This is a genomic window from Weissella viridescens (assembly GCF_014789145.1).
Classification (GTDB): domain Bacteria; phylum Bacillota; class Bacilli; order Lactobacillales; family Lactobacillaceae; genus Weissella; species Weissella viridescens.
This window is the reverse complement of record NZ_CP061835.1, coordinates 1,098,188-1,123,617: the sequence shown is the minus strand read 5'-3', so window position 1 is coordinate 1,123,617 and position 25,430 is coordinate 1,098,188. Positions and strand designations below refer to the sequence as shown.

The window sequence follows — 25,430 nt, the reverse complement described above, 5'->3', positions numbered from 1 at the left end:
AGGAGACATTGGCATGACGTTAGTGAATATGCATTTATAAATAGTTTATGATAAAATAAGATTAATCTAACCGCGAGAGGAGCTTGATATGTCAAGCAGTATTATTTTTAGTATTATTGCAATTATTTTCATTTTGAACTTAATTGCCGCAATAATCACGGTTTTTGATGAAAAGCGTGATATTGCCTCAATTTGGGCTTGGTTACTTGTTTTATTGCTTTTCCCAGTTGTTGGATTCTTTATTTACGCCTTTTTGGGACGTAAAATTTCACATAGTAAGATTTTTGATTTACGAACTCAAGAAGATTTGGGAATCGATCAAATCGCTGAAAATCAACGTGACTTGTTAGCTAAGAATGCTGAAGAAGATCGTGAAAAATACAGTGAACAAGAACCCTTTTTCAATTTATTCTTAAATAGCGATGAAGCTGTGTTGACCCAAAAGAATGAAGTGCGTTTGTTTAACAACGGACCAGAAAAGTTCAAGGCTTTATTTGAAGATATTCGCAACGCAAAAAACCACATTAACGTTGAATATTTCTCAATCTTTGATGATGAGTTAGGAAATCAATTAGTTGATTTATTAACCGAAAAAGCCCATGAAGGTGTCAAAGTGCGGGTCTTGTTTGATCAATTCGGATCACATGGCCGTAACAAAAAGCTTTACGAGCGTCTGCGTGCCGCTGGTGGGCAAGACATGGCCTTCCTTGAATCACCATGGCCAATTACTTTCCGTGCGAATTTCCGTTTGCACCGCAAGTTGGTTGTGATTGATGGTAAGATTGGTTACATCGGTGGCTTGAACGTTGGTGATGAATACGTCGGTAAATCTAAGAAGTTTGGAAACTGGCGTGATACACATACCCGAATCGTTGGAGATGCAGTTTTGGCCTTGCAAGGGCGCTTCTTCATGGATTGGAATGCCACTGCGAAAAAAGAAAATAAATTGCAATTCTCAAAGGACTATTTCCCAAATGATACAGAGGGTAATGGTAATACGGCTGTTCAAATTGTTACATCAGGTCCTGATCAAGATACACAACAAATTAAGCAAGGGTACATGCGTCAAATTGCTTCAGCACGTGAATCAATTACAATTCAAACACCGTACTTTATTCCTGATCAAGGGATGATGGACCTTTTGACAGTGGCTGCTATGTCAGGCGTTAAAGTGCGCTTGATGATTCCTTGTATGCCTGACCATCCATTTGTTTATCGTGCGACTGAGTACTATGCTAAAGAACTTTTGGATGCTGGTGGTGAAGTTTATACCTATGATAATGGCTTTATCCATGCCAAGGTTGTAACAATTGATGGAAAAGTATCTTCCGTCGGTTCGGCTAACATGGATATGCGTTCATTTGGCTTGAACTTTGAAGGAAATGCGTTTATGTACGATGAAGATATTGCTAAGCAATTGGAAGACTTCTTCGAACAAGATATTAAAGCGTCAACGCATTTGAACGAGCAATATTTTGAAAATCAATCTAAGTGGCTTAAGTTTAAGCAAAAGTTTTCACGTTTGCTTTCACCAATATTATAATTTTCTTGAAAAGTACGTTATGATTAGTAACGTACTTTTTTTGTACAAAAAAATTGAATGTAGGTAATATTTTTGACAGAAATAACGATTAAACCAAACATTTATTTAAATATTCAACCAACCCAACAATTTTCAACAATTCGGATTGAATTTAACTTTTCAACCGAGATGCAAGCTGAAAACACGGCTGACCGTACTTTGGCTGCAAAAATGCTTGAAAATGCTTCAACTGTGTATCAAAGCCAAACGCAGATTGCCCGCGCCTTAAGTCAGTTGTACGGAGCGGATTTTGGTATTGATGTGTTGAAGGTGGGCCGCTTACATGTTGTCAAAGCACACATGGCGGTGATTGATCCGCATTTTATTGATGATAAGCAACCGATTTTAGAGCAAGCACTCGCATTTATGAAAACAATGCTCTACCAGCCAATGGGTAATGCTGAGCAAGGATTTGATGCGACGATTTTTAATCGACAAAAAGAATTACTCTTAGATGAAGTGGCTGGCTTAGAGGATGACCGACCATACATTGCAAATCGACATGCATTACAAGCCTATTTTGATGATACGGCGCAAGGCTTGCCAGCATATGGTACTTCTAATGCCATTGAGGACGCTGATGAACTTTCGGTATGGCGGGCGTGGGAGGACATGATTCAGACCAACCGTGTAGATATTATTGTTTCTGGGGACGTGGAGCCAGCTGATATTCAGCCAGCGCTCGATGATCTGGTAACACCTCAAGTGCCGGCGCCGGTACAACCATTCTATCACCAGCTAGTGCACGCGACGGTCAACCATCTTGTCGAACAACAACCAGTAAATCAAAGCCAATTGGTGATCATTTATCAATTGGTGATTCCTGAAGAACGTCGTTTCGCTGCCTACGTTTTTGATCAAATTTTTGGTGGGACACCAGTGTCGCGTTTGTTTTTAGATGTTCGAGAAACCAAAGGTCTAGCCTACGGTATTAGCACTGACTACAATCGTTTCACAGATGTGCTGTTAGTGACGGCTGGTATTGCGGATACGCAAATTAAGCAGACCCAAAAGGCCATTGCGGCCAATTTACAAAAATTGCAAGTAGAGCCAATTTCTGACACAGAGTTGCATACAATTAAGGAATTAATGAAGACGGAATATATGGTGAGCTTAGATAACCAAAGTCAGGTGACGGATCGTGCGTTTATTGCGACGATGACCAAACTTTCACAAGCAGAATGGTTTGCTGCCTTAGATGCTGTTACTGTGGCTGATGTGCAATCCGTTGCGAAGGCAATGATTGAACAAGTCGATTTTGTTTTGGAAGGAGCCGGCGATGATGCAGATGAATAAACATTTCCCAGCTGAAAGGCATATAGTCTTAGCGAATGGTTTACGCGTGCATTTGGTACCCCGACCAGATTTTCATCAGATGGCGGCTAACTTAACGGTTGATTTTGGTGGCCGAGATGATACTTTCTATTGGAAAAACCAGACTATTACGCAACCGCTCGGTGTGGCTCATTTTTTGGAACATCGCATATTTGGGCAACCTGACTATGATGCCTTCCAAAAATTAAGTGAATTAGGAGCTGATGCGAACGCATTTACCAGTCAAAGTCGGACGAGTTATTATTTTACAAGCTTAGCTAATAATTTAGCTGCGCTTAGTGAATTATTGCATTTTACACAAACGCCGTATTTCCCCGAAGACGCAGTTAAGCGCGAGGCGCAAATTATTTCACAAGAGGCGGACATGTATCAGGATAATGTCGATGCGCGCCTTTACCGTATGTTGCTGGGACAATTATACCCAGGCGATTTATTAGGTGAGGAGATTGTCGGGAACCATGTTTCGTTAGATCAAATTACTGGACAGACATTACAGACTGCTTTTGAAGCCTTTTATCAACCTGGTAATATGGATATTTTTGTTACAGGGGCCTTTGATGCTGACGCAGTTTTAGCAACGATTGAACAGTCGACTGCCGGACAACGATCGGGGAAGGTGGTTGCTCAAGTCAACACACCAAAATTGGCAGAACCACAAACAGAACCAAAAATTGTGTCGTTACCAACCAATCGAACCAAAGTTGCACTCGGTCAACGCTGGCGAACGCCTGAGACGATGCCGACTGGTCGAGCAGGATTAAAGGAAATGATTGCGGTTAGTTTGGCTTTAGATTTGGTATTTGGCGAGTTATCACCACAATACATGGATTGGTATGATGCGGGAATAATTGATGATGACTTTAGTGTTGAATTTGAATGGGAGCGTGGCTTTGCGTTCATTACGGTAGCAACCGACACACCGGAACCAGAAACTGTTATTTCTGAGATATCGACAGTCTTACGTCATTTAGCGCATACCTTTGCGCAACTACAATCGGAATTTGACTTAGTTAAAAAGGACGCGATGGGACGGGCAGTTAACCGCTTTAACTTCATGGAAGAAGATGCCGTGAGTTTTGAAGGAAATCTGTTTGACGGTAGTACGGTCATGGATGAATATAGTATTTTAGAGGAAATTGACATGACGTTTGTACAGTCAGTTTTAGACCAAAATCCACTTCCTGAAATATCGAGCATAATTGTCCGCCCAAATCTTGGGTTGTTATGATATAATTACGGTATATATGACAAATTTATTTAGATAGTTAGGTGATCAAAATGAGTGAAGAACACAATCAAGAAATTGGACAAGCATTACAAGATGCACGAATCGAAAAAGGTTTGTCACTTGATGATATTCAACAAATGACGAAAATTCAAAAGCGTTATTTACAAGCAATTGAAAATGGTCAATTTGATCAATTGCCAGGTAAGTTCTACGAACGCGCTTTTGTGCGACAATATGCAGCCTCAGTTGGTCTGGATGCTGATGAATTTATTAAGGATCATGCTAGTGATGAAGATTTGAAGCCGGTTGAACCTGATTTTGAAGGCGCACGGGTTGATACCGATAATATTACGCGAGCAGGTATGCATCGTGAAACTGAATCACCAGTTGATAAGACGCGTCAAGTGATGCCAAAAGTATTGATTGCAGTTGCAGCGGTTGCAATCGTATTGATTGTTTGGGCATTAGTCTCAGCTTTCTCTGGTACATCAAAGTCTGCGACAAACAGTTCATCTGTTGCAGTTTCAAGCTCAAAGGTTGAATCATCAAGTTCATCCAAGAAGGCGTCTTCAAAGCCAGCACCGAAGCCAGCGCCTAAGCAACCAGCTGTCAAGGTAGGTAACGGAGTTGCTTCTGGAAACACGGTGACATATAACAACATCCAAGCGCCAAAGAAGGAAGAAGTTCTTCAATTGGCTGCAACAAGTGATGCTTGGTTACAAGTGACTGATAATGCTGGAACAATGCTCTTCAATGGAACTGTTAAGGCAAACGCACCACAATCAATTAAGGTGCCAGCCACAGCAACAAACATCAAGATGCAAATCGGTAATGCTAACCCACTTAAAGTTAAGTTTGGAAATCAAGACATTGATATGAAGAACAATGGTGCCACCGTTTGGAATGCAAATTTGATGATTAAGCGTTAATCAATCGAGGCGAAATATGAATTTACCAAATAAGTTAACGGTTTTTAGAATGCTTTTAATCCCTGTCTTCATGGTGGTTTTGGCATTCAATCCTGACTGGGGAACTTGGTCGGTTTTAGGAACACAACTACCGGTTAGTCACTTTGTTGCTGCAATTATTTTTATTGTTGCATCGCTAACTGATTTTCTTGATGGACAAATTGCCCGTCGTGAAAATTTGGTGACTAACTTTGGTAAGTTTGCTGATCCATTGGCCGATAAACTCCTTGTTATGACGGCTTTGATTTTCTTCGTACAATTCCAATGGGTGGCAGCTTGGATGGTTGCCATCATTGTAATTCGCGAATTATCAATTACTGGACTACGGACGTTAATTGTTGAAAATAATGGAAAAGTTTTAGCAGCAGCGATGCCTGGTAAAATTAAAACATTCTCGCAAATGATTGCGATTATTTTCTTCCTATTACACAACGTTGGTTTTGCTGCAATCAATGTGCCATTTGCACAAATCATGATTTGGATTGCTTTGATTGCGACCGTCTACTCTGGAGTTGATTACTTTTACAAAAATCGTCAAGTCTTCAGTGATGGATTTAAATAAACGAAAAGCAGGTCAGCTGACCTGCTTTTTTGTTACACTTAATAATAAGAAAAATAAAAAATTCTTCCAAAAATGAGTCTTTAATAAAGAAGGTGGTAGTCAGATGCAAATTGAAGAGATGGTTGGCCAGCAGTTAATTCAGCATCAACTCAGTATCACAAGCGCAGAATCATTGACAGCTGGTTTATTCGTGAGTCAATTAGCCAATGTGAGTGGTATCTCAGCAGTATTGCCAGGAGCGTTTGTCACTTATTCAGCCGCGGCAAAACATCAATTAGTAGGGGTGCCAAATGATTTGATTGAAAATTATGGCGTGGTTTCGGAGCAGGTAGCTTTAGCTATGGCTAGCGGGGCTCAAGCAGCTTTAAACACTGACTTTGCAGTCAGTTTTACAGGTGTAGCTGGGCCAGATGCTTTGGAAGGTCATCCAGCAGGCACGGTTTTTATTGGCTTAGTCGGACCACAACAGTACGCAAAGGTAATAAAAGTAGGCCTCACAGGTGATCGCAGTGCGGTCAGACAACAAAGTGTGACACAAGGAATGCAAATGATATTAGATGCCTTAGCAGATTTAAAAATTTCTGATTAAAAAAGATTGCAGTTCGGTGTAAATTAGTTGTATACTAGTTTTACTTAAGTTAAAGTTAACAAACGGAGGCGTTTAAGATGGCAAGTGGAAAAAATATTAATCCTAATAAAAAAATTGAAGGTCGTATTGAGAATCAAAAGGACCGTGAAAAAGCGCTGGATGATGCATTAAAGAAGATTGAAAAGTCATTTGGAAAGGGTTCTGTCATGAAGTTGGGTGACAGCAAGTTTACCAAAACTGAAGCAACCTCAACAGGTTCATTAAAGTTGGACATTGCGCTAGGTATTGGCGGTTACCCTAAGGGTCGAATTGTTGAAATCTACGGTCCTGAATCTTCAGGTAAGACGACTTTGGCTTTGCATGCTGCGGCTGAAGCCCAAAAAAATGGGGGAATTGTTGCCTATATTGATGCGGAAAATGCAATTGATGTGCAATATGCCCGTGCACTTGGGGTTGATGTTGATGAATTGTTGCTTTCACAACCAGATACTGGTGAACAAGGGCTAGCGATTGCTGATGAATTGATTAGCTCTGGAGCGGTCGATCTTGTGGTTGTTGACTCTGTTGCGGCACTGACACCAAAGGCTGAAATTGATGGTGAAATCGGTGATTCAACAGTGGGACTACAAGCTCGAATGATGTCACAAGCTTTGCGTAAGATGTCAGGATCAATCCTTAAGACAGGAACAACTGTCATTTTCATCAATCAGTTGCGTGAAAAAATTGGTGTGATGTTCGGTAATCCCGAGACAACACCAGGTGGACGAGCACTTAAGTTTTATTCTTCTGTCCGTCTAGATGTTCGTCGTAAGGGTGGTATTGATGCGACTAAGGCCGATGGAGACAACGTCAAGTCAATCGGTAACTTGACTCGAATCAAGGTTGTTAAGAACAAGGTTGCAGCCCCATTCCGTGAAGTTGAACTGGAGATTATGTTCGGTAAGGGAATTTCAAAGACCGGCGAAATGATTGATTTGGCAGTAGATAAGGATATTATTGATAAGTCTGGTTCTTGGTTTGCATACAATGGTGAAAAAATTGGTCAAGGTAAGGTTAATGTTATTCGTTGGCTAGAAGATCCTGAGCACCAAGCCATTTATGATGAAATCTATACCCGCGTTCGAAATGCTTATCTTGGAGAACATGATGGATCAGAAGATTCAGATGATGCTAAGTTAGCTGATTCAGGAGAAAATGCTGGCGCTGATACAGATGAAATTGACCTATTAAAATAGTATAAAATAAATACCCATTGATGATAACTTTATGTTACGTCAATGGTTTTTTTTAGAGAAATGGCTAGAAAATGGTTTTTTTCTGAAATATGGTGTATCATGGAATGACTAAATTCGTTGGGAGGAACCCGAATGTTAGAACCTTATAAATCTGAACAACATCGCTTAGATGGTGTATTAGAAAAAATTCAGGACGCAAAAGTTGCCAATGAATTAGAACGAGACAATGCTGATAAAAAGAAGGCTGACGTCGATGCAGGATGGAAAGATGTGCGCTATCGTTCATCGACTTACAGTGGTCTTTTTGAAACCGCTATGTCGGTGCGTCAACAGCAACAAATGCTCGAACAGCGTGAGGCTGAGATGAACTCGGTTGAACACCAAGCTGAGGTTCTAGAACATTTGAAAGAGCGACCTTATTTTGCACGAATTGATGTGCAAGATGCAGGTTCTGATGTAACTGAGCCGATTTATATTGGGTTGGCGTCATTTTCAGATGAACCAGATCATTTCTTGATCTATGACTGGCGTGCGCCAATTTCATCGATTTACTATGACGATGGTGTGGGTGAAGTGACATATACGACACCAGCTGGTGACCAACAAGCAACTGTCCACCTCAAACGACAATTCCAAATTGAGGATGGTAAAATTGAAACTATCTTTGATACCGATGAGGCCGTTGGTGACCAAATGCTCTTGAATGCATTATCTGGTGAATCAACCACGAAAATGCAGTCAATCGTTACAACGATTCAACGTGAACAAAATAAAATTATCCGAAATACTTCTGCGGATTTGTTATTTGTACAAGGTGCAGCAGGATCTGGTAAAACTTCAGCTGTCTTACAGCGGGTAGCTTACTTGTTGTATCGATATCGTGGTCAACTAACATCAGGTCAAGTCGTGATGTTTTCACCAAACCAACTATTTAATGACTACATTGATCAAGTCTTACCTGAACTTGGTGAACAAAACATGGTTCAGATGACTTATTATCAATATGCTTCACGACGCTTACCACGATTTGAATTGGAAACTTTGCAAGAAAGATTTGAAGCTCAACCTGGGACTGTTCAAAAAGAGTTGATTGATTTGAAGGGAACTTTGGATTACTTCAATGTGATGCAAACGTATGCTAAAGGTTTGAATCAAAAGGGAATTCAAGTGCGTCCAATTAAATTTAGAGGCGAAGAAGTGATTAGTGCGGATCGCATTAAGGAAATCTATTATAGTTTCAATGAAAACTATAATCTAGGAAACCGTCTCTTTGCGACAAAGGAACGCCTACTTAAAATGTTGCAGTCACATGTGCGTTCAGAAATGAATGCTGAATGGGTTGATGAGCAAATTGAAAATCTATCTAAAGAAGAATATGATTCAATGATGGGTGATCAAGAAAAAGAATTTAAGTCAGATAAAGAAGAGCACAATTACATCGCGAAAATTATTGTGACGAATGAAATGGCACCAATTATTCGTGGTATTAATCGTAATCGTTTCATTAATATCAATCGCCAATTCGTCCACTTTTTGAAGAGTGTGCCTTATTTGATGGATTTGACGCAATACCAGCTTACTCAAGCTGATTGGGATGCCGGAGTAGAGGCAACGGTTGCTCAAATGCAACAAGGCAAATTGAGCTTAGCAGATATGACACCATTTATGTTGTTGTTTGATTTAATTAAAGGAACACATGGTGAACGTGATATTCGCTTCTTGTTTATTGATGAGATTCAAGACTACACACCATTCCAATTAGCCTTCTTGAAGCGTAGTTTTCCAAAGGCACGATTTACAATGTTGGGTGATTTAAATCAAGCCATCTTTACTAAAGAAAATGCAGCTGGCTTACAAGCCGATTTGACACATTTGTTTAATCCAGAAAAGTCAGAGTACATTGAGTTGACCGATACTTATCGTTCAACACAGCAAATTACGGATTATGCAAAAGCTATTTTAGTTGATGGTGCAACGATTAATGCCTTTGAACGCGAGGGTGATAAACCAAGTGTCAAAGTGACGCAGAATGAAACTGAAATGATTGATGCGGCTGTTGCTAAAGTTAATCAAGCCAATGATGCACACGAAACAACGGCGATTATCACAAAGACCTTAGCTGACGCCGAGGAGGCCTATGCACAATTGCGTGATCAGTTAGACGTCACAATCATCAGAACTGAAAATCAACGCCTAGTTCCAGGTACAATCATTGTGCCAGCCTATCTTGCCAAAGGGTTGGAATTTGATGCGGTTATTATGTGGGACGCCAACGCAGAGAAATACCATGCTGAGGATGAACGTCAATTGGTTTATACAATCGCCTCACGTGCAATGCACCAGTTAACTGTACTAGCTGATCAAAAGTTGTCACCCTTGTTAAGCGATATTGATGAGAGTTTATATGTGAAGGAATAATGAATATGACAGAGCCATCAATGAATTATCAAGTAATTAAACGTGAGGACTGGCGTAAGCTTGGGCAAACGACATCGAATGATGTGAAGTCTAAAGTAACCCCTCAAGTACTGTCTGAACTTAAAGCGTTTAATGATCAAATATCATTAGATGAAGTTGATGCTATCTATAAGCCTTTGGTGGCATATATTAAGACCCAGTATCGTCAGTATGGGCAAGATCGCAAGGTACAGGCTGAATTCCTTGAACAGCCACAGACGCCGAGTCCATTTGTGATTGGGATTGCAGGTTCAGTTGCTGTTGGCAAAACAACCACGGCACAGTTGTTGCAGTATTTATTGCAAGCTGAATTTGGTCAAAGCGAAGTTGCCTTAGCAACAACTGATGGATTTTTACGCTCAAATGAGGAACTTGTTCAGCAAGGTATCATGGAGCGAAAAGGGTTTCCAGAATCATATAATATGCCGAAACTACTTGAATTTGTCGATGCTATTAAAGATGGGGACGAAGAAATTCGGGCTCCAAAGTACTCACATGATATTTCAGATGTACTGCCAAATGAGTATGATTATTTTAAGCGTCCAAAAATTTTCATTTTAGAAGGAATCAATACATTGCAAGCCACGCCAGATGCACCGGTATATTTGTCAGATTTTTTTGATTTGTCAATTTACTTGGATGCTGATACTGATTTAATCGCTCATTGGTATTTAGATCGATTTGTTGCGTTACTTAATCAAACGGCACAAACTCAAGATCCAAATAATTTCTTCTATTCTTGGACACAAATGCCGTTTGACCAGGCCATTAGTCAGGCTCGCCAGGTTTGGGAAACGGTTAATTTACCTAATTTAGAGGATTACATTTTACCAACAAGAGAACGCGCAGATCTTATCTTGCACAAAACGGTTGGGCATATCATCGATGAAATATGGTTACGCAAATTTTAATTAATTAACTTTTATAGATGTCAATAATGTGACAAACAGTAAAAGAGCCGTGGTTTTATTTAAAATCACGGCTCTTTTTTATAAATTAAGGCCATTTTTTTAACGAAAACCATTTTAATATAAGTCTGAAAACCCCTTAAATAGTCAGTGTTTTAGCCTGTTACACTGCTTTTTATGTCGTGAATGTTACATATTGTGAACGTAATTATATTTCTTATAACTAGATGTAACGTTTTCGTAATTTACAAAGAGCTTGAATTGGTAAACTTATCTTTGTTGTTGCGAAGGAGTTTTCGCAAGCGAATTATATTAATTGAAATAATTAATTATTAAAATAAAAGCGTAACTAAGGGGATTTAATTTCATGAGTAATACGACTAAAAATGCTGCACTTGCAGTTGCTGGGTTAGCTTCTGTTTTTGCTGCCGGACAAACAGTGGCCAATGCCGCAACTTACACTGTTCAAAAGGGTGACACACTTTCAGAAATTGCTAGTAAGTTCAATCTAACGGTTGAAGATCTTGTTTCAACAAACAAAATTGCTGATAAGAACTTGGTTTTCACTGATCAAAAGATTGAAGTAGCAAAGGCAAGTGATGCTGATAAGGCGAATGATGCTGATGCAGAGAAGGCTGCTCAAAAGGCTGCTCTTGAAGCAAAGCAAGCCGCCCAAGAACAAGCTGCTCAAAAGGCTGCTGCCGAAGCTGCTGCCCAAAAGGCCGCTGAAGCGAACAATGAAGAGGCAAAGCCAGCTGCTGAAGTAAAGTCTACTACTCAAGAAACTGAACAACCTGCAGCTGTTGAAGCGGTTAAGCCTGTGGCAAAGCCAGCTGCTACTTCAGGTTCAGGATCTACTTATGATGAATTTATTGCTAATGGTGGAACAGACGCTATGTGGCAAACAATTGTTCAACCAGAATCAGGTGGAAACCCTAACGCGGTTTCACCAAATGGTTATACTGGTTTGGGACAAACCAAGGAAAGCTGGGGAACAGGTTCTGTTGCTGATCAAACCAAGGGTATGGTTGGATATGCAACAAGCCGTTATGGTTCAGTTGAAAGTGCCATTTCATTCCGTCAAGCAAACGGTTGGTGGTAATCTAAAATATTATGAAAGAGTGAGTGTAAGCTCGCTTTTTTTTTGCGTTCAAAAAGTTGTTAACTTATTTGACAAAAAAACCTTGTATTTTAGTGTGATTCATTTATAATTAGTGTCTGTTCTCTTTTACTAACTGTTGGTAAGAGAAGTTAATTTGAATTTGAAACGGAAGGTATATAAGTATGTCAGAGACTGCTATGCATGCACAACCAGTGGATGTGCATGGAAAACCTTATAACCGAACAATCATGATCGTTTTGATTTTGGTTGCGACTTTTGCAGGGGTTTTGATGCAAACATCTCTTGGAACTGCGATTCCAACTTTGATGGATGCATTTGATATTAATTTAGCTACAGCCCAACAGGCCACAACCTGGTTCTTGTTGGCCAATGGAATTATGATTCCGGTTTCGGCTTATTTCACAAGTCGAATTCCAACGAAATGGCTATATTTGATTGCCTTTGGTCTATTGTGGGCCGGAATGGCGATTACAGCTTTTACCCCAGAACAACATGATATGTGGTGGATGTTCCTATCTGGACGTGTGCTTGCCGCACTAGGAGTTGGAATTTCAATGCCGTTGATGCAGGTTGTTATGGTAAATATTTTTCCAGCTGAACAACGTGGTGTGGCCATGGGGCTTGGTGGATTAGTTGTTGGGATGGCACCCGCTATCGGACCGACTTTATCTGGTTGGATTTTGGATAAGAATCACGTCATCTTAGGTCTTACAATATCTGATTCATGGCGTTCAATTTTCTACCTACCAATGGCGGTTTTGGCAATTGTGTTTATTTTGAGTTTCTTCTTTATGAAGGATGTTTTATACACACACGATGTCAAGCTTGATGTTTTGTCTTTGATCTATTCAATTATTGGTTTTGGTAGCTTCCTACTTGGATTTACCAATGTTGGTAGCGATGGGTGGGGCGATGTTAAAACGGTTATTGCACCGATTGTTATCGGAATCATTTTCATTGCCATTTTCATCGTCCGCCAATTACATTTAACGGAAACCTTCTTAAATGTCCGTGTCTTCATGAATAAGCAATTTACGATTACAACGATTGCCGTTATGATGGCAATGATGGCGATGATGGGTGTTGAGATGATGTTGCCAACGTACTTGCAAAATGTACACAATTTGAGTGCATTAACGTCAGGTTTGATTTTGTTACCTGGAGCATTGATGATGGGGATTATGTCACCAATCGCCGGGATGGCATATGACAAGGTTGGGGCACGCCGCCTTGCCTTAGTTGGTTTCGGTCTGCTTGCCATTGGAACAGTGCCATTCATGTTCTTAACAGCTGATACACCAATTCACTTCATTACGGCACTTTATACTGCACGTATGTTTGGTGTTGCTATGGTGATGATGCCATTAACAGCTTCTGCGATGTCTGCATTACCAGCTGCCGAAGCTAATCATGCTACGGCTTCGAATAACACGGCGCGTCAATTGGCGTCAGCTGTAGTTGTGGCGTTACTAACATCAATTACGCAAAACATTATTACGAACAACAAGCCAAGCGATGCACTACGTACGGCGAACCCATTAAGTTATGGGGCAAAGATGATTGATGCTTCAATGGATGGATTCCAAGTTTCATTCTTCATTGGCTTCCTCTTTGCAGCCATTGGTCTTGTAATTGCTTTGTTCTTACGTAAAGGTAAGATTATTGCAGATGAGACGACTGATGAAATGACGAAGGAGAACTAAAACATGATTATTGTCTTATTATTACTTTTTGTCGTGTTGACCTTTGTTTCATGGATTTATATTAAACCTGTAATTTTACGTGCTATCGCGGGGACAATCTCATTAATTTTGTTGATGGCCAGCGTTTGGGCAATGACAGTAAACTTTACGGATCATTTTGGTATGAAGAAGGTTACGACAACACAGACAACACAGATTTATACTGCTGGTGATACAGCATCTCCAGCAAACATGTTGTTAGCCCAAGAAATTGGGAACAAGTCAAATAACTACGTTATGATTTACCGTAACAAGGCGAATGATAAAGAGCCAGTTGCTCACAATAAGCCAGATACAAAGCATATTGTTGAAGCTGTGAAAAAGACGGCTACTTATCAAACTACCAGCGGGAGTCAAGCAACTGCGGAAACAACCACTACGCGTTGGCGTTTTAAGAATGATTTCTATAAAATGTTGTTTGGGGTGAGTGATCAACAAAATCAACTTATCAAGCAACATACGGTTGTACGAGTACCGGATAAGACATGGGCGGTTTTGTCACCTGATCAAGCAAAAACATTAGGTGCTAAGCAGAAGCAAATGCCTGTTCAAGCACAACAAGCACAACAGATGCAAATGAAGCAAGGTGTCCAAGCCAAAATGATGGCTTACATGCAAGCTCATCCAACGGCATCAGCAGCTGAACAAAAAGCACAAGCAAATGCATTTGCTGCCGAATTGGCAACAAGTGCGATTAAGCAACAAGTTTCAAAGTAATTCGAAATTGGGGCTAGCACATATTTGGAAGCTGTGCTATACTATAAATATAGTTTAAAAGATTTTTGTTTTATGTTTCGATCCTTTTTGAAATATGGCATGGTCGTTTTGGATTATTAAAAAAAGATTGGCAATATGCCAGGAGGTTCGTAACAATGGAACAAGGTACAGTTAAGTGGTTTAACGCAGATAAGGGATTTGGATTTATTGCTCGCGATAACGGAGACGATGTATTCGTACATTTCTCAGCTATCCAAGGTGACGGATTTAAGTCATTAGACGAAGGTCAAAAGGTTGAATTCAACGTTGTTGATGGAGATCGTGGATTACAAGCTGCGGATGTTACAAAGCTTTAATCACAATTAAAGAACAGCTCTTCATTGAGCTGTTCTTTTTTTTATGGAAAACGTGAGTAAAAATGACAGAATGGATTAAGACAGTTACCTTACCAGAAAATCAACCAGCCATCACTTTGCGTGAACAAATGCAAATCTGGCGGCTACCCAAACGTATACAGGGGCAATTACGGCAACAAAAGCGAATTTATGTGAATCAGGCCTATCGGAATATGAAAACGATATTGTACGCAGGTGATGTTGTGACCATGCGTCTTTTGGAAGAAGATTTTGTAACACCAATTTCGAGTTATGTCTCTGATGTTCGTCAGCCAATTGATGTTCTGTATGAAAATGATGATCTATTAGTCGTAAACAAGTGTAATGGCATCAAAACGCATCCTAATTCACCGCTAGAAGACGGTACGTTGATGAACTATGTGCAAGGTTACCTAGCTGAGTGGTCGCACGAAAATGCATACATGGTCCATCGTTTAGATGAGGCTACCTCTGGGGCGATTCTAGTCGCTAAGAATCCGATGGCTGCAGTTTTGCTAAATGCCTATCTGCGAGACAAAACAATTAAACGAAGCTACGTGGCACGTGTGACAGGTCATTTAGAGGAAGCGAGTGGCACGATTCGATTGCCGATAGGGTTAGATCCGTATCATTCACGGTTACGCATGGTTAATGGCGTAGAGGCTCAGGATGCTGTTACGCACTGGCGACTAATTGAAACTGATTCAAATAGTTCATTGGTAGCTATAGAGCTTGAAACTGGTCGGACACACCAAATACGTGTCCATTTTGCAGCGATAGGGCATCCAATCGTGGGTGATAGCCTGTATAATCAGCAATATAATGGTGATGCAAGATTAATGCTGCATGGGTCGGAAGTCGGGTTTATAAAACCTTTCTCGCAAACAGAAATGAGAGTGAGTGCACCGATACCAGGCCTGTTTTGGAACAAAGGTTAAACAGTGTCATCGCGATAAAAAGAGCTTTGTTGAGAACGGAAAATAATTTTAACTAAAATCAATATAAAAATGATGTGGAAGTAATTTTAGTTCAGTTTAAGGCTAGCTTTTTTCGCCAAAAAAAGGCATAATTGTATATAAATGAATACATAATTAGATTTGTAATTACCCGATATATATAAACTCTTCTAAGAAGGATGCCTATGCTTTATCGAAATTATTTTAAACGCTTGATAGATATGTTAGTTGCTGCGCTTGTGTTAATTATTGGATGTATCCCAATGCTAATCGTAGCGATTATTGTAAAAATAACCTCTCCCGGGCCAGTGTTCTTTAAACAACGCCGTTATGGCTTGAACTCAGAGCCTTTTAATATGTATAAATTTCGTTCGATGTCCGAGCGGGCTCCTGAATTAGCCAATCAAAACTTTGCGGATATGGATGCTTATATCACGCCTGTTGGCAGTTTCTTAAGAAAAACATCGATTGATGAATTACCACAGCTGATTAATGTGTTTCTTGGGAAAATGAGTTTGATTGGGCCTAGACCATTGGCTGATACAGATCGAAAAGTGCTAGATTTACGCCGTGAGTTTGGTGCTGATCAAGTACGTCCAGGTATCACAGGTTTAGCTCAAGTTAATGGACGTAATAATATTAGTGATGTTGAAAAGGCTGAATACGACACTGAGTATGCACAACATGTTACCGCGCGAAATGATTTTGCGATTGTTGTGCAAACAATTGTCAAAGTCGTCAAGCAAGCCGACATTAACCATGAATAAAAAAGACCTTTGGCACTATATTGTGCCGAAGGTCTTTTTTATTGTTAATTGTTAAGCCCAGTCACCATTACGGAAGACAGGAACGGTTTTTCCGTCAAACGTAATGCCGTCAACATCCATATCAGCAGAGCCAATCATGAAATCAACGTGAACTAATGATTCGTTTTGGCCATGCGCTTGACGCTCTTCAAGTGGCATTTGTGTACCACCTTGAATGTTTGAAGGGTAGGCCGCACCAAGTGCCAAATGGTCTGAGGCGTTTTCATCAAATAGGGTATTATAGAATGTGATTCCAGATTGTGAGATTGGGGAAGGATCCGGTACAAGCGAAACTTCACCAAGTGAGCTAGCACCTGCATCAGTTGCAATCAGTTGTTTGAGAATAGACTCGCCGGTAGAAGCGTGGGCTTCAGTTACATGCCCATCCTTGAAGGTGAGTTGGATATCTTTAATGAGCGTCCCAGCGTATGACAGTGGTTTTGTCGATTGAACGTGTCCATCGATATGACGATAATCTGGAGAAGTGAATACTTCTTCAGTTGGCATGTTTGCGATGAAGGTGTGTCCAGACTTATCAGCTGAATCGGCAGCCTCCCAAAAATGGTTTTCAGCTAGACCGATGTTAATGTCAGTGATGGGGGACTTAAAGTGGAGTGACTTAAAGTTTTGTTGGTTTAGCCACTGTGACTTAGTCTTTAACTTGGCCACGTGTGCTGCCCAATCGGCTTCAGGGTCGTTGTCGACTGAGATGCGTGAGACTTTGAAAATTTCAGCCCACAATTGGTCTTGTGCATAGGGAGCCTCTAAGTCAGGGAAAACTTTTTGAGCCCATGCTTGCCCGGCGGCGCCAATAACAATCCAATCAAGATCATTGTTCATGGTTGCCTGACGGACGGGAGAATTGGCCCGTTGCATGGCTTGTTCTAGCGTCGAAATGCGGTTGTCATCAATATGACTATAACCATCAGGGTCTGCAGACAAGATTGAGATACGGGTGGTGTTAGCATCGGCAATGTTTTGTGAACGTACAGGTACCCAAGTTGGCACTGTTGCCAGTGCTTCCTCTGGTGCATTTTCTAGGAACGCGCGTTTGGTGTGTAGGTCAGACCATTCCACATCAACACGTGCTGCACCACGTTCATAGGCTGCATCAGTTAACTTATGTACGAATGGAGCTTGTTCGATTTCAGCGTAAATTAAAATAGATTGTCCTTTGCGGACATTAACGCCAATTGATGTCACTAAATGGGCATACTTATCAAGTAATAAATCAAAATGTTCAAGTGTCATAGTTGGGCCTCGTTTCAATTATTAGAATATACTCATTCTACAATACCTCTGGTCGAAACACTAGTCACTTGAGCTTATCAAAAAATGGTAAGTTTTTGGGAAGTTGACTGAAATGTAGTATAATTGAAGAAATGTGATTTAAATGCAGGCCGGAGGAAGTATTAAATGCGACGAGTGATTACGTATGGCACATTTGATATGCTACATTATGGGCATATCAATCTATTGCGCAGAGCCAAGGAACGAGGCGATTATTTAATTGTCGGTTTGTCAACAGATGAATTTAACTGGGAAGCAAAACATAAAAAAACATACTTCAGCTATGAGAAACGCAAACAGTTACTAGAAGCCATTCGTTATGTGGATTTAGTGATTCCTGAAGAATCTTGGGCCCAAAAATCACAAGACATCATCCTATATCAAGTGGATGAATTTGTAATGGGTGATGATTGGCAAGGCAAATTCGACTATTTGGCTGATGAGACTGGTGTTGAAGTGACATACTTGGAACGCACACCTGAAATCTCAACGACTCAAATTAAGGCTGATTTGAATGATAAAAACTTAGCCGACATTGACGATTAGGTGTTTGTTTAATTTTGTTAAAATTTAATTAATCGTTTACGCTGAATTTTTGGCGTGAGCGTATAATACATAGAAATGAATGGATGAATGGAGAGCAACTGTGACTGATTCAGATAAAAAAATTAAAGTACAGGCTTCATTTGTGACGAAACGTTATGAAATGGCACCTACGAATGCTGATAAAATGAAGGCGGCCCTTTCGAATAAAACCTTTCCAAGTTTCTGGGCCTTACGTGGTGTAAGTTTTACAGCCTATGAAGGTGAAACGATTGCAGTCGTTGGGACCAATGGGTCTGGTAAATCGACATTAATGAAAGTGATGTCTGGGATTATTCCGGCCACCTCTGGTGAAATGAAGGTAAATGGCGCTGTGTCGTTAATTGCGATTAATGCCGGTTTACGAGGCAATATGAGTGGGCGTGAAAATATTCGTCTGAAGGGTTTGATGATGGGGATGTCCAATCAAGAAATTGATCAAAAGATGGACGATATCATCGCTTTCTCTGAACTAGGTGATTTCATTGATCAACAGGTTAAAAACTATTCTTCAGGAATGAAATCAAAACTAGGGTTCTCTATTTCAGTACATGCTGATCCGGATATCTTAATTATTGATGAGGCATTGTCGGTTGGGGATGCAACATTTAACCGTAAATCACTAGAGAAAATCCGAGAATTTCAGGCGCAGGGTAAGACGATTTTCTTCGTTTCGCATGACTTGCAACAAGTTCGTGAGATGGCTGACCGCGTTTTGTGGTTGCATTTTGGAAAAGTGCGCATGTTCGGACCAACAAATGAAGTGATGGATCATTACGATGAATTCGTGAATGAGTATAAGCAGTTGAGTCAAAGTGAGCAGGCGCAATATCGCAATGAACTACGCGATGCGCAAGAGCAGTTTACGCTTGATGACCTATATCATGAAACGGTTTCAGATGTGGCATCGACACAACAAGCTAAACAGTTAAAAAAAGAAATTTATTATGAGCAACATCCTAGTAAAATGGCGCGCTGGGAAAAATGGATTATCGTTGTATTGGCGTGTCTAACGATTTTAGTTGGAGATAAAATTGCCCTTAATCTGGGATTCAAAACCATTGTGGAAAAGCCGGCAACTTTGGTAACGGGCTGGACCCCCAAAAAATTGCATGCGCTCGATGAACGTCATGCTAAAGAAACTAAAGAAAAGGCTGCCTTACATAAGCAACAGCAAAACGGTAAGCGGAAAGAGAGTGAGTGACCATGAGAGATTTGATGCAAGTTTTGCAAGAAGTTTGGCATAACTTTCCAATTGCAAATCGGTTGGCGCGCTTTAACGTTCGTTCTCGTTGGGCTGACAACTATCTCGGATCGGTATGGGATTATCTAGAACCGCTCATGTATATTGGAACTTATTTCGTTGTTTTTGGAATGGGACTCTATAATGGAAATGTTGCCGGTGTGCCATATATCCTTTGGCTATTAACAGGAATTGTGCCATGGTATTTTATTCAAGGTGCCTTCAATAAAGGGTTGACCAGTGTTAGTTCGCAATTGAATCTCTTAACTAAAACGAACTATCCCATGTCAATTGCACCGTTGATGCCGCTATTGGAAGAAATTCGACGATACTTTGTTTTGACTATTTTTATGGTCATGGTGCTGATTGCGTTTGGCTATCATCCAAGTATCTACTGGATTCAAATTTTATATGCAATTCCATGTATGCTGATTTGTATGTTTGCCATTGATTTATTAAACTCAACGTTGACGATCGTTGTGCCTGATTATAAGACATTCGCGAACTCATTGTTCCGATTGATTTTCTTCTTTTCAGGAATTGTTATTAACATTGATGCAAAAAACTTACCGGTTGCAGTGGTTTCGGTGATTAAAATGATGCCGTTCTACTATATCATTCAGATGTTTCGAGATACCTTTTTATACCATCGGTGGTTTTGGCAACAACCGTCGAATACGTTATTCTTCTGGTTGGTCGTTACTTTAATTTTGATTGGTGGCGCGCATCTACATGTGCGCTTTAGAAATCGATTTACTGACTTGATGTAAAAGTTAAAACTCATTTTGCGGATTGCAAAATGAGTTTTTTATAGGAAGAGAAATATGCAAAAAATTAAAAATGTCATCAAAGATTCGACTGTCCTTGGTTTTATCTATCTTGGAATGATGCGGGTGTTTTTAGCGGGATTGCAGCTATTTGTTAAGGTAAACCCTCAACAGATTATGTTTGCTTCATACAGTGGGCGTCAAATATCTGATACACCACTTGCTGCCTTTGAAATTTTACGTGATGATCCTGAATTTGCGGATTATGACTTTATTTGGGCGGTCAATGAGCCCAATGATTTCGCAGACGTACCGGGTGCGAAAAAAATTAAAATGGATTCAATGCGTTATTTTTGGTATTTGCTCCAATCTAAATATTGGGTCAGTAATGCTTCGATTGAACGATTGATTCCATTTCATCATCCTAAGAATGTGTATATTCAATTTTGGCATGGGATTCCGTTGAAGACATTAGGGCATGCGGAGCCAGATTTACCTAAGCTTGTTCAAAAGTGGTATGACGAAGTTGAAATTGACTATCTATTTGCGAATGGCCCTTATGATGCTGAAAAACTACATGAATTATTTCCGAAGGCTAAAAAGGTCATGGAACATGGACAGCTACGTAAATGGTTATCTGATAAAGCTGCGCAACAATTAACTAAATTTGCGTCAAAACAATTCGATACTGATAAACCAGTGCTGTTATATGTGCCAACCTATCGTAATGAAGCTGCACCAAATGCTTTTTTAAATCCCGAACAGTTAACCGAATTGATGGAAACGTATCAGGTTATCTATCGTGGACATTATTTTTCTGAACATTTAACCTTACCAGAACTTATCAATGGTAATGAATTTGATCTTTATGATTTATTTGCCAAAGCTGACGTCTTGATAACGGACTATTCAAGTGTGTTCTTCGATTTTGCTTATTGGCAAAAGCCAATTTATTTATATGAATCGGATTTAAATGATTATCAAGCGAAGCGTGGCTTTTACTTTGATCCACATACACTGGGTTTGCCAATTGCGCGTGATTTTAATGAATTGAAGGAAGTGCTAGCGAACCAGACCTGTTCTAAAGATAGTTTAAATCAGTTAGAACAACAGTTTGATCCGCATCCAACCTCGGAAACAGTTCAAATACTGAAAGCGTGTTTTAAATGAAATCATTAAAAAACCACCAAACTTTTAGGAGTTTAGTGGTTTTTTTGGTTTTTATCGTATAATTATTAAAAAGGGACGTTGTGTGGAATCCAAGGTCTTCATATAATAGAAAGAATAACCATTTCGATTTGATTGATTCAATAGAAGTGAATCGAAATAAAGAGAGTTAAATAAAACGATGACAAAGAAAAGTAAAAGCTACATATTTTCAAAACGGTTTTTAGATATCTCCATTGCGATTTTTGCATTGATTGTCTTGTCACCGGTATTTCTGGCAGTTTCGCTACTATATTTATATGGTGCAAATCGCGGTCCGGTGTTTTACCGTCAAACCCGAATTGGATTGAACCACAAGCCGTTTCAAATTTATAAGTTTCGCTCAATGATTGTTGATGCGGATAAAAAGTTGTATGCTAATCCAGATTTGTACGCGAAATTTGTAGCGAATGGTTATAAATTACCGACTGAAGAAGATCCACGGATTACTAAATTAGGTGCTTTTTTGCGAAAAACCTCTATTGATGAATTACCGCAATTTATTAATATTCTAAAAGGTGACATGAGTATTATTGGTCCACGTCCAGTTGTTGAGAATGAATTAGTTGAATACGGTGATCGGGTTGATGTCTTTTTATCAGTCCGACCTGGCGCGATGGGGTTGTGGCAAGCAAGCGGACGGAGTACCATTCATTATCCAGAACGAGCAGAATTAGAAATTGAATATGCAACACATGCGAACATGTGGTTCGATTTTAAAATTATCTTTATGACGATTCGGGCTATCTTTAAAAAAGTTGGAGCGATGTAAAAATGACAAGGGAGGCCTAGGCGATGCCTAAACCAAAAAGAAACTGGGTAATTTGGGTGCTGTTGGTTATCTTATTGTTAACGATGGCGTTTGGAAGTTATTACATTCAAAATGTACAGCATGCCCGATTGCAAAAACAACAAAATCAGACTGCGACGGTTGGCCGTGAATCGCGAACTGTGCAAGTGGCCCGTCGAGATTTACAACGAGCTGATATCTCGACGAAACACGTCTCGACTGCTCAAATGCAACGCGTTATCAATGCGGCAAAACAAGCTGATGTTTCGGTGGTGACATATGCCAAGAAACATCCCAATACGTTGAATTAATCGTTTAAAGGAGCGTCGAAATGAAAATAATTGTTGCAGCGCATAAGCCGTATCAAATGCCGGAAGATTCGATTTATCAACCAGTCTATGTTGGTAGTGCCCTGAAGGGGGATTGTCCAGCTGGATATATTGGTGATGATACCGGTAAAAACATGTCTGAAATGAATCCATACTATAATGAATTAACAGCGATGTATTGGGCAAAATATAATCTACAAAACGAAGATATCATCGGGTTAGCACATTATCGACGATACTTAGGATCTAAGAGCAGTCATTCGCTTCAAGATGTTTTAACAGAAACTGAAATTCGCAAGGGGCTTGAAGGTGCGGATGTCTTATTGCCCAAGGTTCGAAATTACTACATTGAAAATCAAAAAGACCATTATTTGAATGCACATTTAAATGAGCCGTATTTTGTATTAGAGCAGGTCATCCATGATGATTATCCGGATTTTGAGCCAGCCTTTTTAGCGTTGGAGAAATCAACAAAGATACATCTATATAATATGAGCATTATGCCGCAAGTCTTGTTCCAAGATTATACAGACTTTGTGTTTGGTGTGTTAGCGAAGGTTCAAGAAAAGATTCCATATGATACGTATCAAGGTCAAGATGCGCGAGTTTTTGGCTTTTTATCCGAACGCTTAATGGACATTTGGGTTGAAACAAGACAGCATAAGTATCGCGAATATCCTTTGGTAACGACTGAGAAAACGAATTGGTTAGACAAGGGCAGTCAGTTCCTGAAGCGGAAGTTTTTAAATAGTGATCAAACAAAAACGCATTTTTAAAGAGAAATCAAAAAGATTTCTCTTTTTTTGTGGGAAAAATTACGAAATAGATGGTGCAAATCCTTGATATAATCAGCTTTTTAAAGTGTTTTGGCACTCTTTATATTTAAGTGCTAAAAGTGTTGACAAGTGGTAGGGAGGCGTGTATTATAATAGATGTTAGCAGGAAAGGTTAATGAGTGCTAATGAAAGAGGTGAAGCAGAATGTTAACGGATAGGCAGAGTTTGATTTTAGCAACAATCGTTAAAGATTACGCTAAAAATGGAAAGGCTGTCGGGTCTAAAACATTGCTTCAGGACTTAGACTTAGGTGTAAGCTCTGCAACGATTCGAAATGAAATGGCCGTTTTGGAAGATCGTGGATTGTTGCAAAAAGAGCATACATCTTCTGGAAGAGTGCCTTCGCAAGGCGGATATCGCTATTACGTTGATCGGTTGATGACTGATGATCAAAGTGATTTGGAAATTCAAAAAGCATTGCAACGTGTCTTTGCTCGAAATTTCCAACAAGTTGATGATTTGTTACAACAAGCGGTTGATGAATTGGTTAATTTAACTGGTTATACAGCGATGGCATTGAAGCCTGAAGCGATGGGGACTCGACTCTCTGGGTTTAGACTTGTGCCACTAGATGGTCAACAAATTTTAGCAATTGTTGTTACAAATGACGGTGATGTTACGAGTCAAAGTTTTAGATTACCGGAAGGCATGGATGTTTCCGAGTTGGATGGCATGGTGGCTTATATTAATGATACGTTGGTTGACTGTTTAGTCGTCGACGTATTAAAAACTCTGAGCGGCGATTTACCATTGAAAATGGAACGTGTGATTCGCACGCCGGCTGCGTTCTTGCAGTTGTTTGGTGATGTGTTAGCACGTTCAATCTCGGACGAAGTGTTCATTGGTGGTCAATTAAATGTTTTGGATTATACAAGTGATACGGATCCGAAAGCGCTAAAGCAAATTTTGCAAGTGATTCAATCTCCTGAGGCAATGCGCAAGGTTGTTGGTACAGCCAACGAAGGCGTGATGGTTCAAATTGGTGATGAAAATCGCAATGATTTATTTGATCAGTATAGTTTGGTTTCGGCGACGTATCATATCCCAAGACATGGTGCTGGTGCGATTGCGCTCTTAGGACCGACGCGTATGCCATATGCAAAAATGGTGGCAACGGTTGATCAGTTTAGAAATGCAATTGGTCAGAAATTAATCGAATATTATTAATGAAGAGAGGTGTCGGAATGGCAGAGGAAAAACAAACTGAAAATCAGGAAAATGAGGCAACGCCTCTAAATGATGAAGAGGTTGATGTCGAAGTGATTGAGCCAGAAGACGATGTGGTTGAAGTTGATGAAACTGCAACTGAATCGGTTGCTGATGAGATTGCTGACTTGAAACAACAACTTTCTGATGCGGACGACAAGTTCTTACGGGCACAAGCGGAGATGCAGAATATGCAGACACGTTTGGCTAAGGAACAAGCACAAGCTTTGAAGTATGCTAATCAAAAGTTAGGCTTGGCTGTTTTGCCTGCTCTGGACAATTTGGAGCGAGCATTGCAGGTTGAGGCTGATGATGATGCATCAGAGCAATTGAAGAAGGGCGTTGAAATGGTCTTTGGTACTTTGAAGCAGGCGTTATCTGATAATGGTATTAAAGAAGTTGGTCAAGTGGGTGAGACCTTTGATCCGAACTATGCACAAGCCATTCAATCTGTACCAGCTGATGATGAACATCCAGCAGATACGATTGCTAGCGTCATGCAAAAAGGCTATATGCTTGAAGATCGCGTGATTCGCCCCGCAATGGTTGCAGTTTATAACTAACTGACAACCGGCACTATAGATTGAAACAAAAAAATA

At 40.1% G+C, this 25,430-nt stretch carries 25 protein-coding genes; 24 read left to right on the top strand and 1 reads right to left on the bottom strand.

Features of this window, described 5'->3' with window-relative positions; all coding sequences use genetic code 11:
* Window positions 1-88: 88 nt before the first annotated feature.
* The 15 genes from cls to IE337_RS05470 all read left to right on the top strand — a co-directional run bounded on the left by cls (window position 89) and on the right by IE337_RS05470 (window position 16,543).
* Window positions 89-1,543: a cardiolipin synthase gene (gene cls, locus IE337_RS05540; protein WP_057744289.1), complete on the top strand. Its 1,455-nt coding sequence runs from the start codon at window positions 89-91 to the stop codon at window positions 1,541-1,543.
* 72 nt (window positions 1,544-1,615) lie between these two features.
* Window positions 1,616-2,878, top strand: coding sequence for an EF-P 5-aminopentanol modification-associated protein YfmF (gene yfmF, locus IE337_RS05535; RefSeq protein ID WP_191136100.1), 1,263 nt, complete (start codon window positions 1,616-1,618; stop codon window positions 2,876-2,878).
* Window positions 2,862-4,145 (top strand): EF-P 5-aminopentanol modification-associated protein YfmH, encoded by a 1,284-nt coding sequence (gene yfmH / locus IE337_RS05530; protein ID WP_191136099.1) that lies wholly within the window; start codon window positions 2,862-2,864, stop codon window positions 4,143-4,145. Before yfmF ends, yfmH begins: the two co-directional genes overlap by 17 nt.
* 50 nt (window positions 4,146-4,195) lie before the next feature.
* Window positions 4,196-5,074 carry a helix-turn-helix domain-containing protein gene (locus tag IE337_RS05525; RefSeq protein ID WP_191136098.1) on the top strand — a complete coding sequence of 293 codons (879 nt, stop codon included), beginning with the start codon at window positions 4,196-4,198 and terminating at the stop codon, window positions 5,072-5,074.
* A gap of 16 nt (window positions 5,075-5,090) precedes the next feature.
* Window positions 5,091-5,675 (top strand): CDP-diacylglycerol--glycerol-3-phosphate 3-phosphatidyltransferase, encoded by a 585-nt coding sequence (gene pgsA / locus IE337_RS05520; RefSeq protein ID WP_057744278.1) that lies wholly within the window; start codon window positions 5,091-5,093, stop codon window positions 5,673-5,675.
* A gap of 103 nt (window positions 5,676-5,778) precedes the next feature.
* Window positions 5,779-6,264, top strand: a complete 486-nt coding sequence (locus IE337_RS05515; RefSeq protein WP_191136097.1) for a nicotinamide-nucleotide amidohydrolase family protein — start codon at window positions 5,779-5,781, stop codon at window positions 6,262-6,264.
* A gap of 77 nt (window positions 6,265-6,341) precedes the next feature.
* A complete protein-coding gene (recA, locus tag IE337_RS05510; RefSeq protein ID WP_191136096.1) occupies window positions 6,342-7,499 on the top strand; it encodes a recombinase RecA in 1,158 nt (385 codons plus the stop codon).
* A gap of 132 nt (window positions 7,500-7,631) precedes the next feature.
* Window positions 7,632-9,917, top strand: coding sequence for an RNA polymerase recycling motor HelD (gene helD / locus IE337_RS05505; RefSeq protein ID WP_191136095.1), 2,286 nt, complete (start codon window positions 7,632-7,634; stop codon window positions 9,915-9,917).
* A 5-nt stretch (window positions 9,918-9,922) separates the two neighbouring features.
* A complete protein-coding gene (coaA, locus tag IE337_RS05500) occupies window positions 9,923-10,867 on the top strand; it encodes a type I pantothenate kinase (protein ID WP_191136094.1) in 945 nt (314 codons plus the stop codon).
* Between the two features lie 364 nt (window positions 10,868-11,231).
* Window positions 11,232-11,966, top strand: coding sequence for a LysM peptidoglycan-binding domain-containing protein (locus tag IE337_RS05495; RefSeq protein ID WP_057744266.1), 735 nt, complete (start codon window positions 11,232-11,234; stop codon window positions 11,964-11,966).
* Between the two features lie 182 nt (window positions 11,967-12,148).
* Window positions 12,149-13,690, top strand: a complete 1,542-nt coding sequence (locus tag IE337_RS05490) for an MDR family MFS transporter (RefSeq protein ID WP_243185576.1) — start codon at window positions 12,149-12,151, stop codon at window positions 13,688-13,690.
* Between the two features lie 3 nt (window positions 13,691-13,693).
* Window positions 13,694-14,446: a DUF4811 domain-containing protein gene (locus IE337_RS05485; protein ID WP_191136093.1), complete on the top strand. Its 753-nt coding sequence runs from the start codon at window positions 13,694-13,696 to the stop codon at window positions 14,444-14,446.
* 155 nt (window positions 14,447-14,601) lie between these two features.
* Window positions 14,602-14,802, top strand: a complete 201-nt coding sequence (locus IE337_RS05480; protein ID WP_057744259.1) for a cold-shock protein — start codon at window positions 14,602-14,604, stop codon at window positions 14,800-14,802.
* A gap of 62 nt (window positions 14,803-14,864) precedes the next feature.
* Window positions 14,865-15,758 carry an RluA family pseudouridine synthase gene (locus IE337_RS05475; RefSeq protein WP_191136092.1) on the top strand — a complete coding sequence of 298 codons (894 nt, stop codon included), beginning with the start codon at window positions 14,865-14,867 and terminating at the stop codon, window positions 15,756-15,758.
* Window positions 15,759-15,961: 203 nt separating this feature from the next.
* Window positions 15,962-16,543, top strand: a complete 582-nt coding sequence (locus IE337_RS05470) for a sugar transferase (RefSeq protein WP_191136091.1) — start codon at window positions 15,962-15,964, stop codon at window positions 16,541-16,543.
* Between the two features lie 51 nt (window positions 16,544-16,594).
* Here the strand turns inward: IE337_RS05470 and IE337_RS05465 are convergent, their stop codons facing one another.
* Window positions 16,595-17,833, bottom strand: coding sequence for an aminopeptidase (locus IE337_RS05465; protein WP_191136090.1), 1,239 nt, complete (start codon window positions 17,831-17,833; stop codon window positions 16,595-16,597).
* A gap of 165 nt (window positions 17,834-17,998) precedes the next feature.
* Here IE337_RS05465 and tagD point away from each other — a divergent pair, with 165 nt between their 5' ends.
* From tagD to grpE, 9 genes are all read left to right on the top strand, one after another.
* Complete coding sequence (gene tagD, locus IE337_RS05460; RefSeq protein ID WP_057744247.1) at window positions 17,999-18,418, top strand: glycerol-3-phosphate cytidylyltransferase; 420 nt, start codon at window positions 17,999-18,001, stop codon at window positions 18,416-18,418.
* Window positions 18,419-18,518: 100 nt separating this feature from the next.
* Window positions 18,519-19,658: an ABC transporter ATP-binding protein gene (locus IE337_RS05455; RefSeq protein ID WP_243185575.1), complete on the top strand. Its 1,140-nt coding sequence runs from the start codon at window positions 18,519-18,521 to the stop codon at window positions 19,656-19,658.
* A gap of 14 nt (window positions 19,659-19,672) precedes the next feature.
* Window positions 19,673-20,467 carry an ABC transporter permease gene (locus tag IE337_RS05450; protein WP_057744243.1) on the top strand — a complete coding sequence of 265 codons (795 nt, stop codon included), beginning with the start codon at window positions 19,673-19,675 and terminating at the stop codon, window positions 20,465-20,467.
* Window positions 20,468-20,521: 54 nt separating this feature from the next.
* The gene (locus tag IE337_RS05445; RefSeq protein ID WP_191136088.1) at window positions 20,522-21,634 is read left to right on the top strand and encodes a CDP-glycerol glycerophosphotransferase family protein; all 1,113 of its coding nucleotides are present in this window, start codon (window positions 20,522-20,524) and stop codon (window positions 21,632-21,634) included.
* A 178-nt stretch (window positions 21,635-21,812) separates the two neighbouring features.
* Window positions 21,813-22,442, top strand: a complete 630-nt coding sequence (locus IE337_RS05440) for a sugar transferase (protein WP_057744237.1) — start codon at window positions 21,813-21,815, stop codon at window positions 22,440-22,442.
* A gap of 23 nt (window positions 22,443-22,465) precedes the next feature.
* Entirely contained in the window at window positions 22,466-22,771 is a 306-nt protein-coding gene (locus tag IE337_RS05435) for a hypothetical protein (RefSeq protein ID WP_191136087.1), read from the top strand.
* A gap of 20 nt (window positions 22,772-22,791) precedes the next feature.
* On the top strand, window positions 22,792-23,565 hold the full coding sequence (locus IE337_RS05430) for a DUF4422 domain-containing protein (protein WP_191136086.1): 774 nt from the start codon (window positions 22,792-22,794) through the stop codon (window positions 23,563-23,565).
* Between the two features lie 204 nt (window positions 23,566-23,769).
* Entirely contained in the window at window positions 23,770-24,792 is a 1,023-nt protein-coding gene (hrcA, locus tag IE337_RS05425) for a heat-inducible transcriptional repressor HrcA (RefSeq protein WP_191136085.1), read from the top strand.
* Window positions 24,793-24,809: 17 nt separating this feature from the next.
* Entirely contained in the window at window positions 24,810-25,394 is a 585-nt protein-coding gene (grpE, locus tag IE337_RS05420; RefSeq protein WP_057744226.1) for a nucleotide exchange factor GrpE, read from the top strand.
* Window positions 25,395-25,430 lie beyond the last annotated feature (36 nt).

What these genes read in the sequence shown, in the direction of transcription:
- cls (WP_057744289.1), top strand. Translation starts at nt 89, where the DNA reads ATGTCAAGCAGTATTATTTTTAGTATTATTGCAATTATTTTCATTTTG.
- yfmH (WP_191136099.1), top strand. Translation starts at nt 2,862, where the DNA reads ATGATGCAGATGAATAAACATTTCCCAGCTGAAAGGCATATAGTCTTA.
- IE337_RS05525 (WP_191136098.1), top strand. Translation starts at nt 4,196, where the DNA reads ATGAGTGAAGAACACAATCAAGAAATTGGACAAGCATTACAAGATGCA.
- pgsA (WP_057744278.1), top strand. Translation starts at nt 5,091, where the DNA reads ATGAATTTACCAAATAAGTTAACGGTTTTTAGAATGCTTTTAATCCCT.
- IE337_RS05515 (WP_191136097.1), top strand. Translation starts at nt 5,779, where the DNA reads ATGCAAATTGAAGAGATGGTTGGCCAGCAGTTAATTCAGCATCAACTC.
- recA (WP_191136096.1), top strand. Translation starts at nt 6,342, where the DNA reads ATGGCAAGTGGAAAAAATATTAATCCTAATAAAAAAATTGAAGGTCGT.
- helD (WP_191136095.1), top strand. Translation starts at nt 7,632, where the DNA reads ATGTTAGAACCTTATAAATCTGAACAACATCGCTTAGATGGTGTATTA.
- coaA (WP_191136094.1), top strand. Translation starts at nt 9,923, where the DNA reads ATGACAGAGCCATCAATGAATTATCAAGTAATTAAACGTGAGGACTGG.
- IE337_RS05495 (WP_057744266.1), top strand. Translation starts at nt 11,232, where the DNA reads ATGAGTAATACGACTAAAAATGCTGCACTTGCAGTTGCTGGGTTAGCT.
- IE337_RS05490 (WP_243185576.1), top strand. Translation starts at nt 12,149, where the DNA reads ATGTCAGAGACTGCTATGCATGCACAACCAGTGGATGTGCATGGAAAA.
- IE337_RS05485 (WP_191136093.1), top strand. Translation starts at nt 13,694, where the DNA reads ATGATTATTGTCTTATTATTACTTTTTGTCGTGTTGACCTTTGTTTCA.
- IE337_RS05480 (WP_057744259.1), top strand. Translation starts at nt 14,602, where the DNA reads ATGGAACAAGGTACAGTTAAGTGGTTTAACGCAGATAAGGGATTTGGA.
- IE337_RS05475 (WP_191136092.1), top strand. Translation starts at nt 14,865, where the DNA reads ATGACAGAATGGATTAAGACAGTTACCTTACCAGAAAATCAACCAGCC.
- IE337_RS05470 (WP_191136091.1), top strand. Translation starts at nt 15,962, where the DNA reads ATGCTTTATCGAAATTATTTTAAACGCTTGATAGATATGTTAGTTGCT.
- IE337_RS05465 (WP_191136090.1), bottom strand. Translation starts at nt 17,833, where the DNA reads ATGACACTTGAACATTTTGATTTATTACTTGATAAGTATGCCCATTTA.
- tagD (WP_057744247.1), top strand. Translation starts at nt 17,999, where the DNA reads ATGCGACGAGTGATTACGTATGGCACATTTGATATGCTACATTATGGG.
- IE337_RS05450 (WP_057744243.1), top strand. Translation starts at nt 19,673, where the DNA reads ATGCAAGTTTTGCAAGAAGTTTGGCATAACTTTCCAATTGCAAATCGG.
- IE337_RS05445 (WP_191136088.1), top strand. Translation starts at nt 20,522, where the DNA reads ATGCAAAAAATTAAAAATGTCATCAAAGATTCGACTGTCCTTGGTTTT.
- IE337_RS05440 (WP_057744237.1), top strand. Translation starts at nt 21,813, where the DNA reads ATGACAAAGAAAAGTAAAAGCTACATATTTTCAAAACGGTTTTTAGAT.
- IE337_RS05435 (WP_191136087.1), top strand. Translation starts at nt 22,466, where the DNA reads ATGCCTAAACCAAAAAGAAACTGGGTAATTTGGGTGCTGTTGGTTATC.
- IE337_RS05430 (WP_191136086.1), top strand. Translation starts at nt 22,792, where the DNA reads ATGAAAATAATTGTTGCAGCGCATAAGCCGTATCAAATGCCGGAAGAT.
- hrcA (WP_191136085.1), top strand. Translation starts at nt 23,770, where the DNA reads ATGTTAACGGATAGGCAGAGTTTGATTTTAGCAACAATCGTTAAAGAT.
- grpE (WP_057744226.1), top strand. Translation starts at nt 24,810, where the DNA reads ATGGCAGAGGAAAAACAAACTGAAAATCAGGAAAATGAGGCAACGCCT.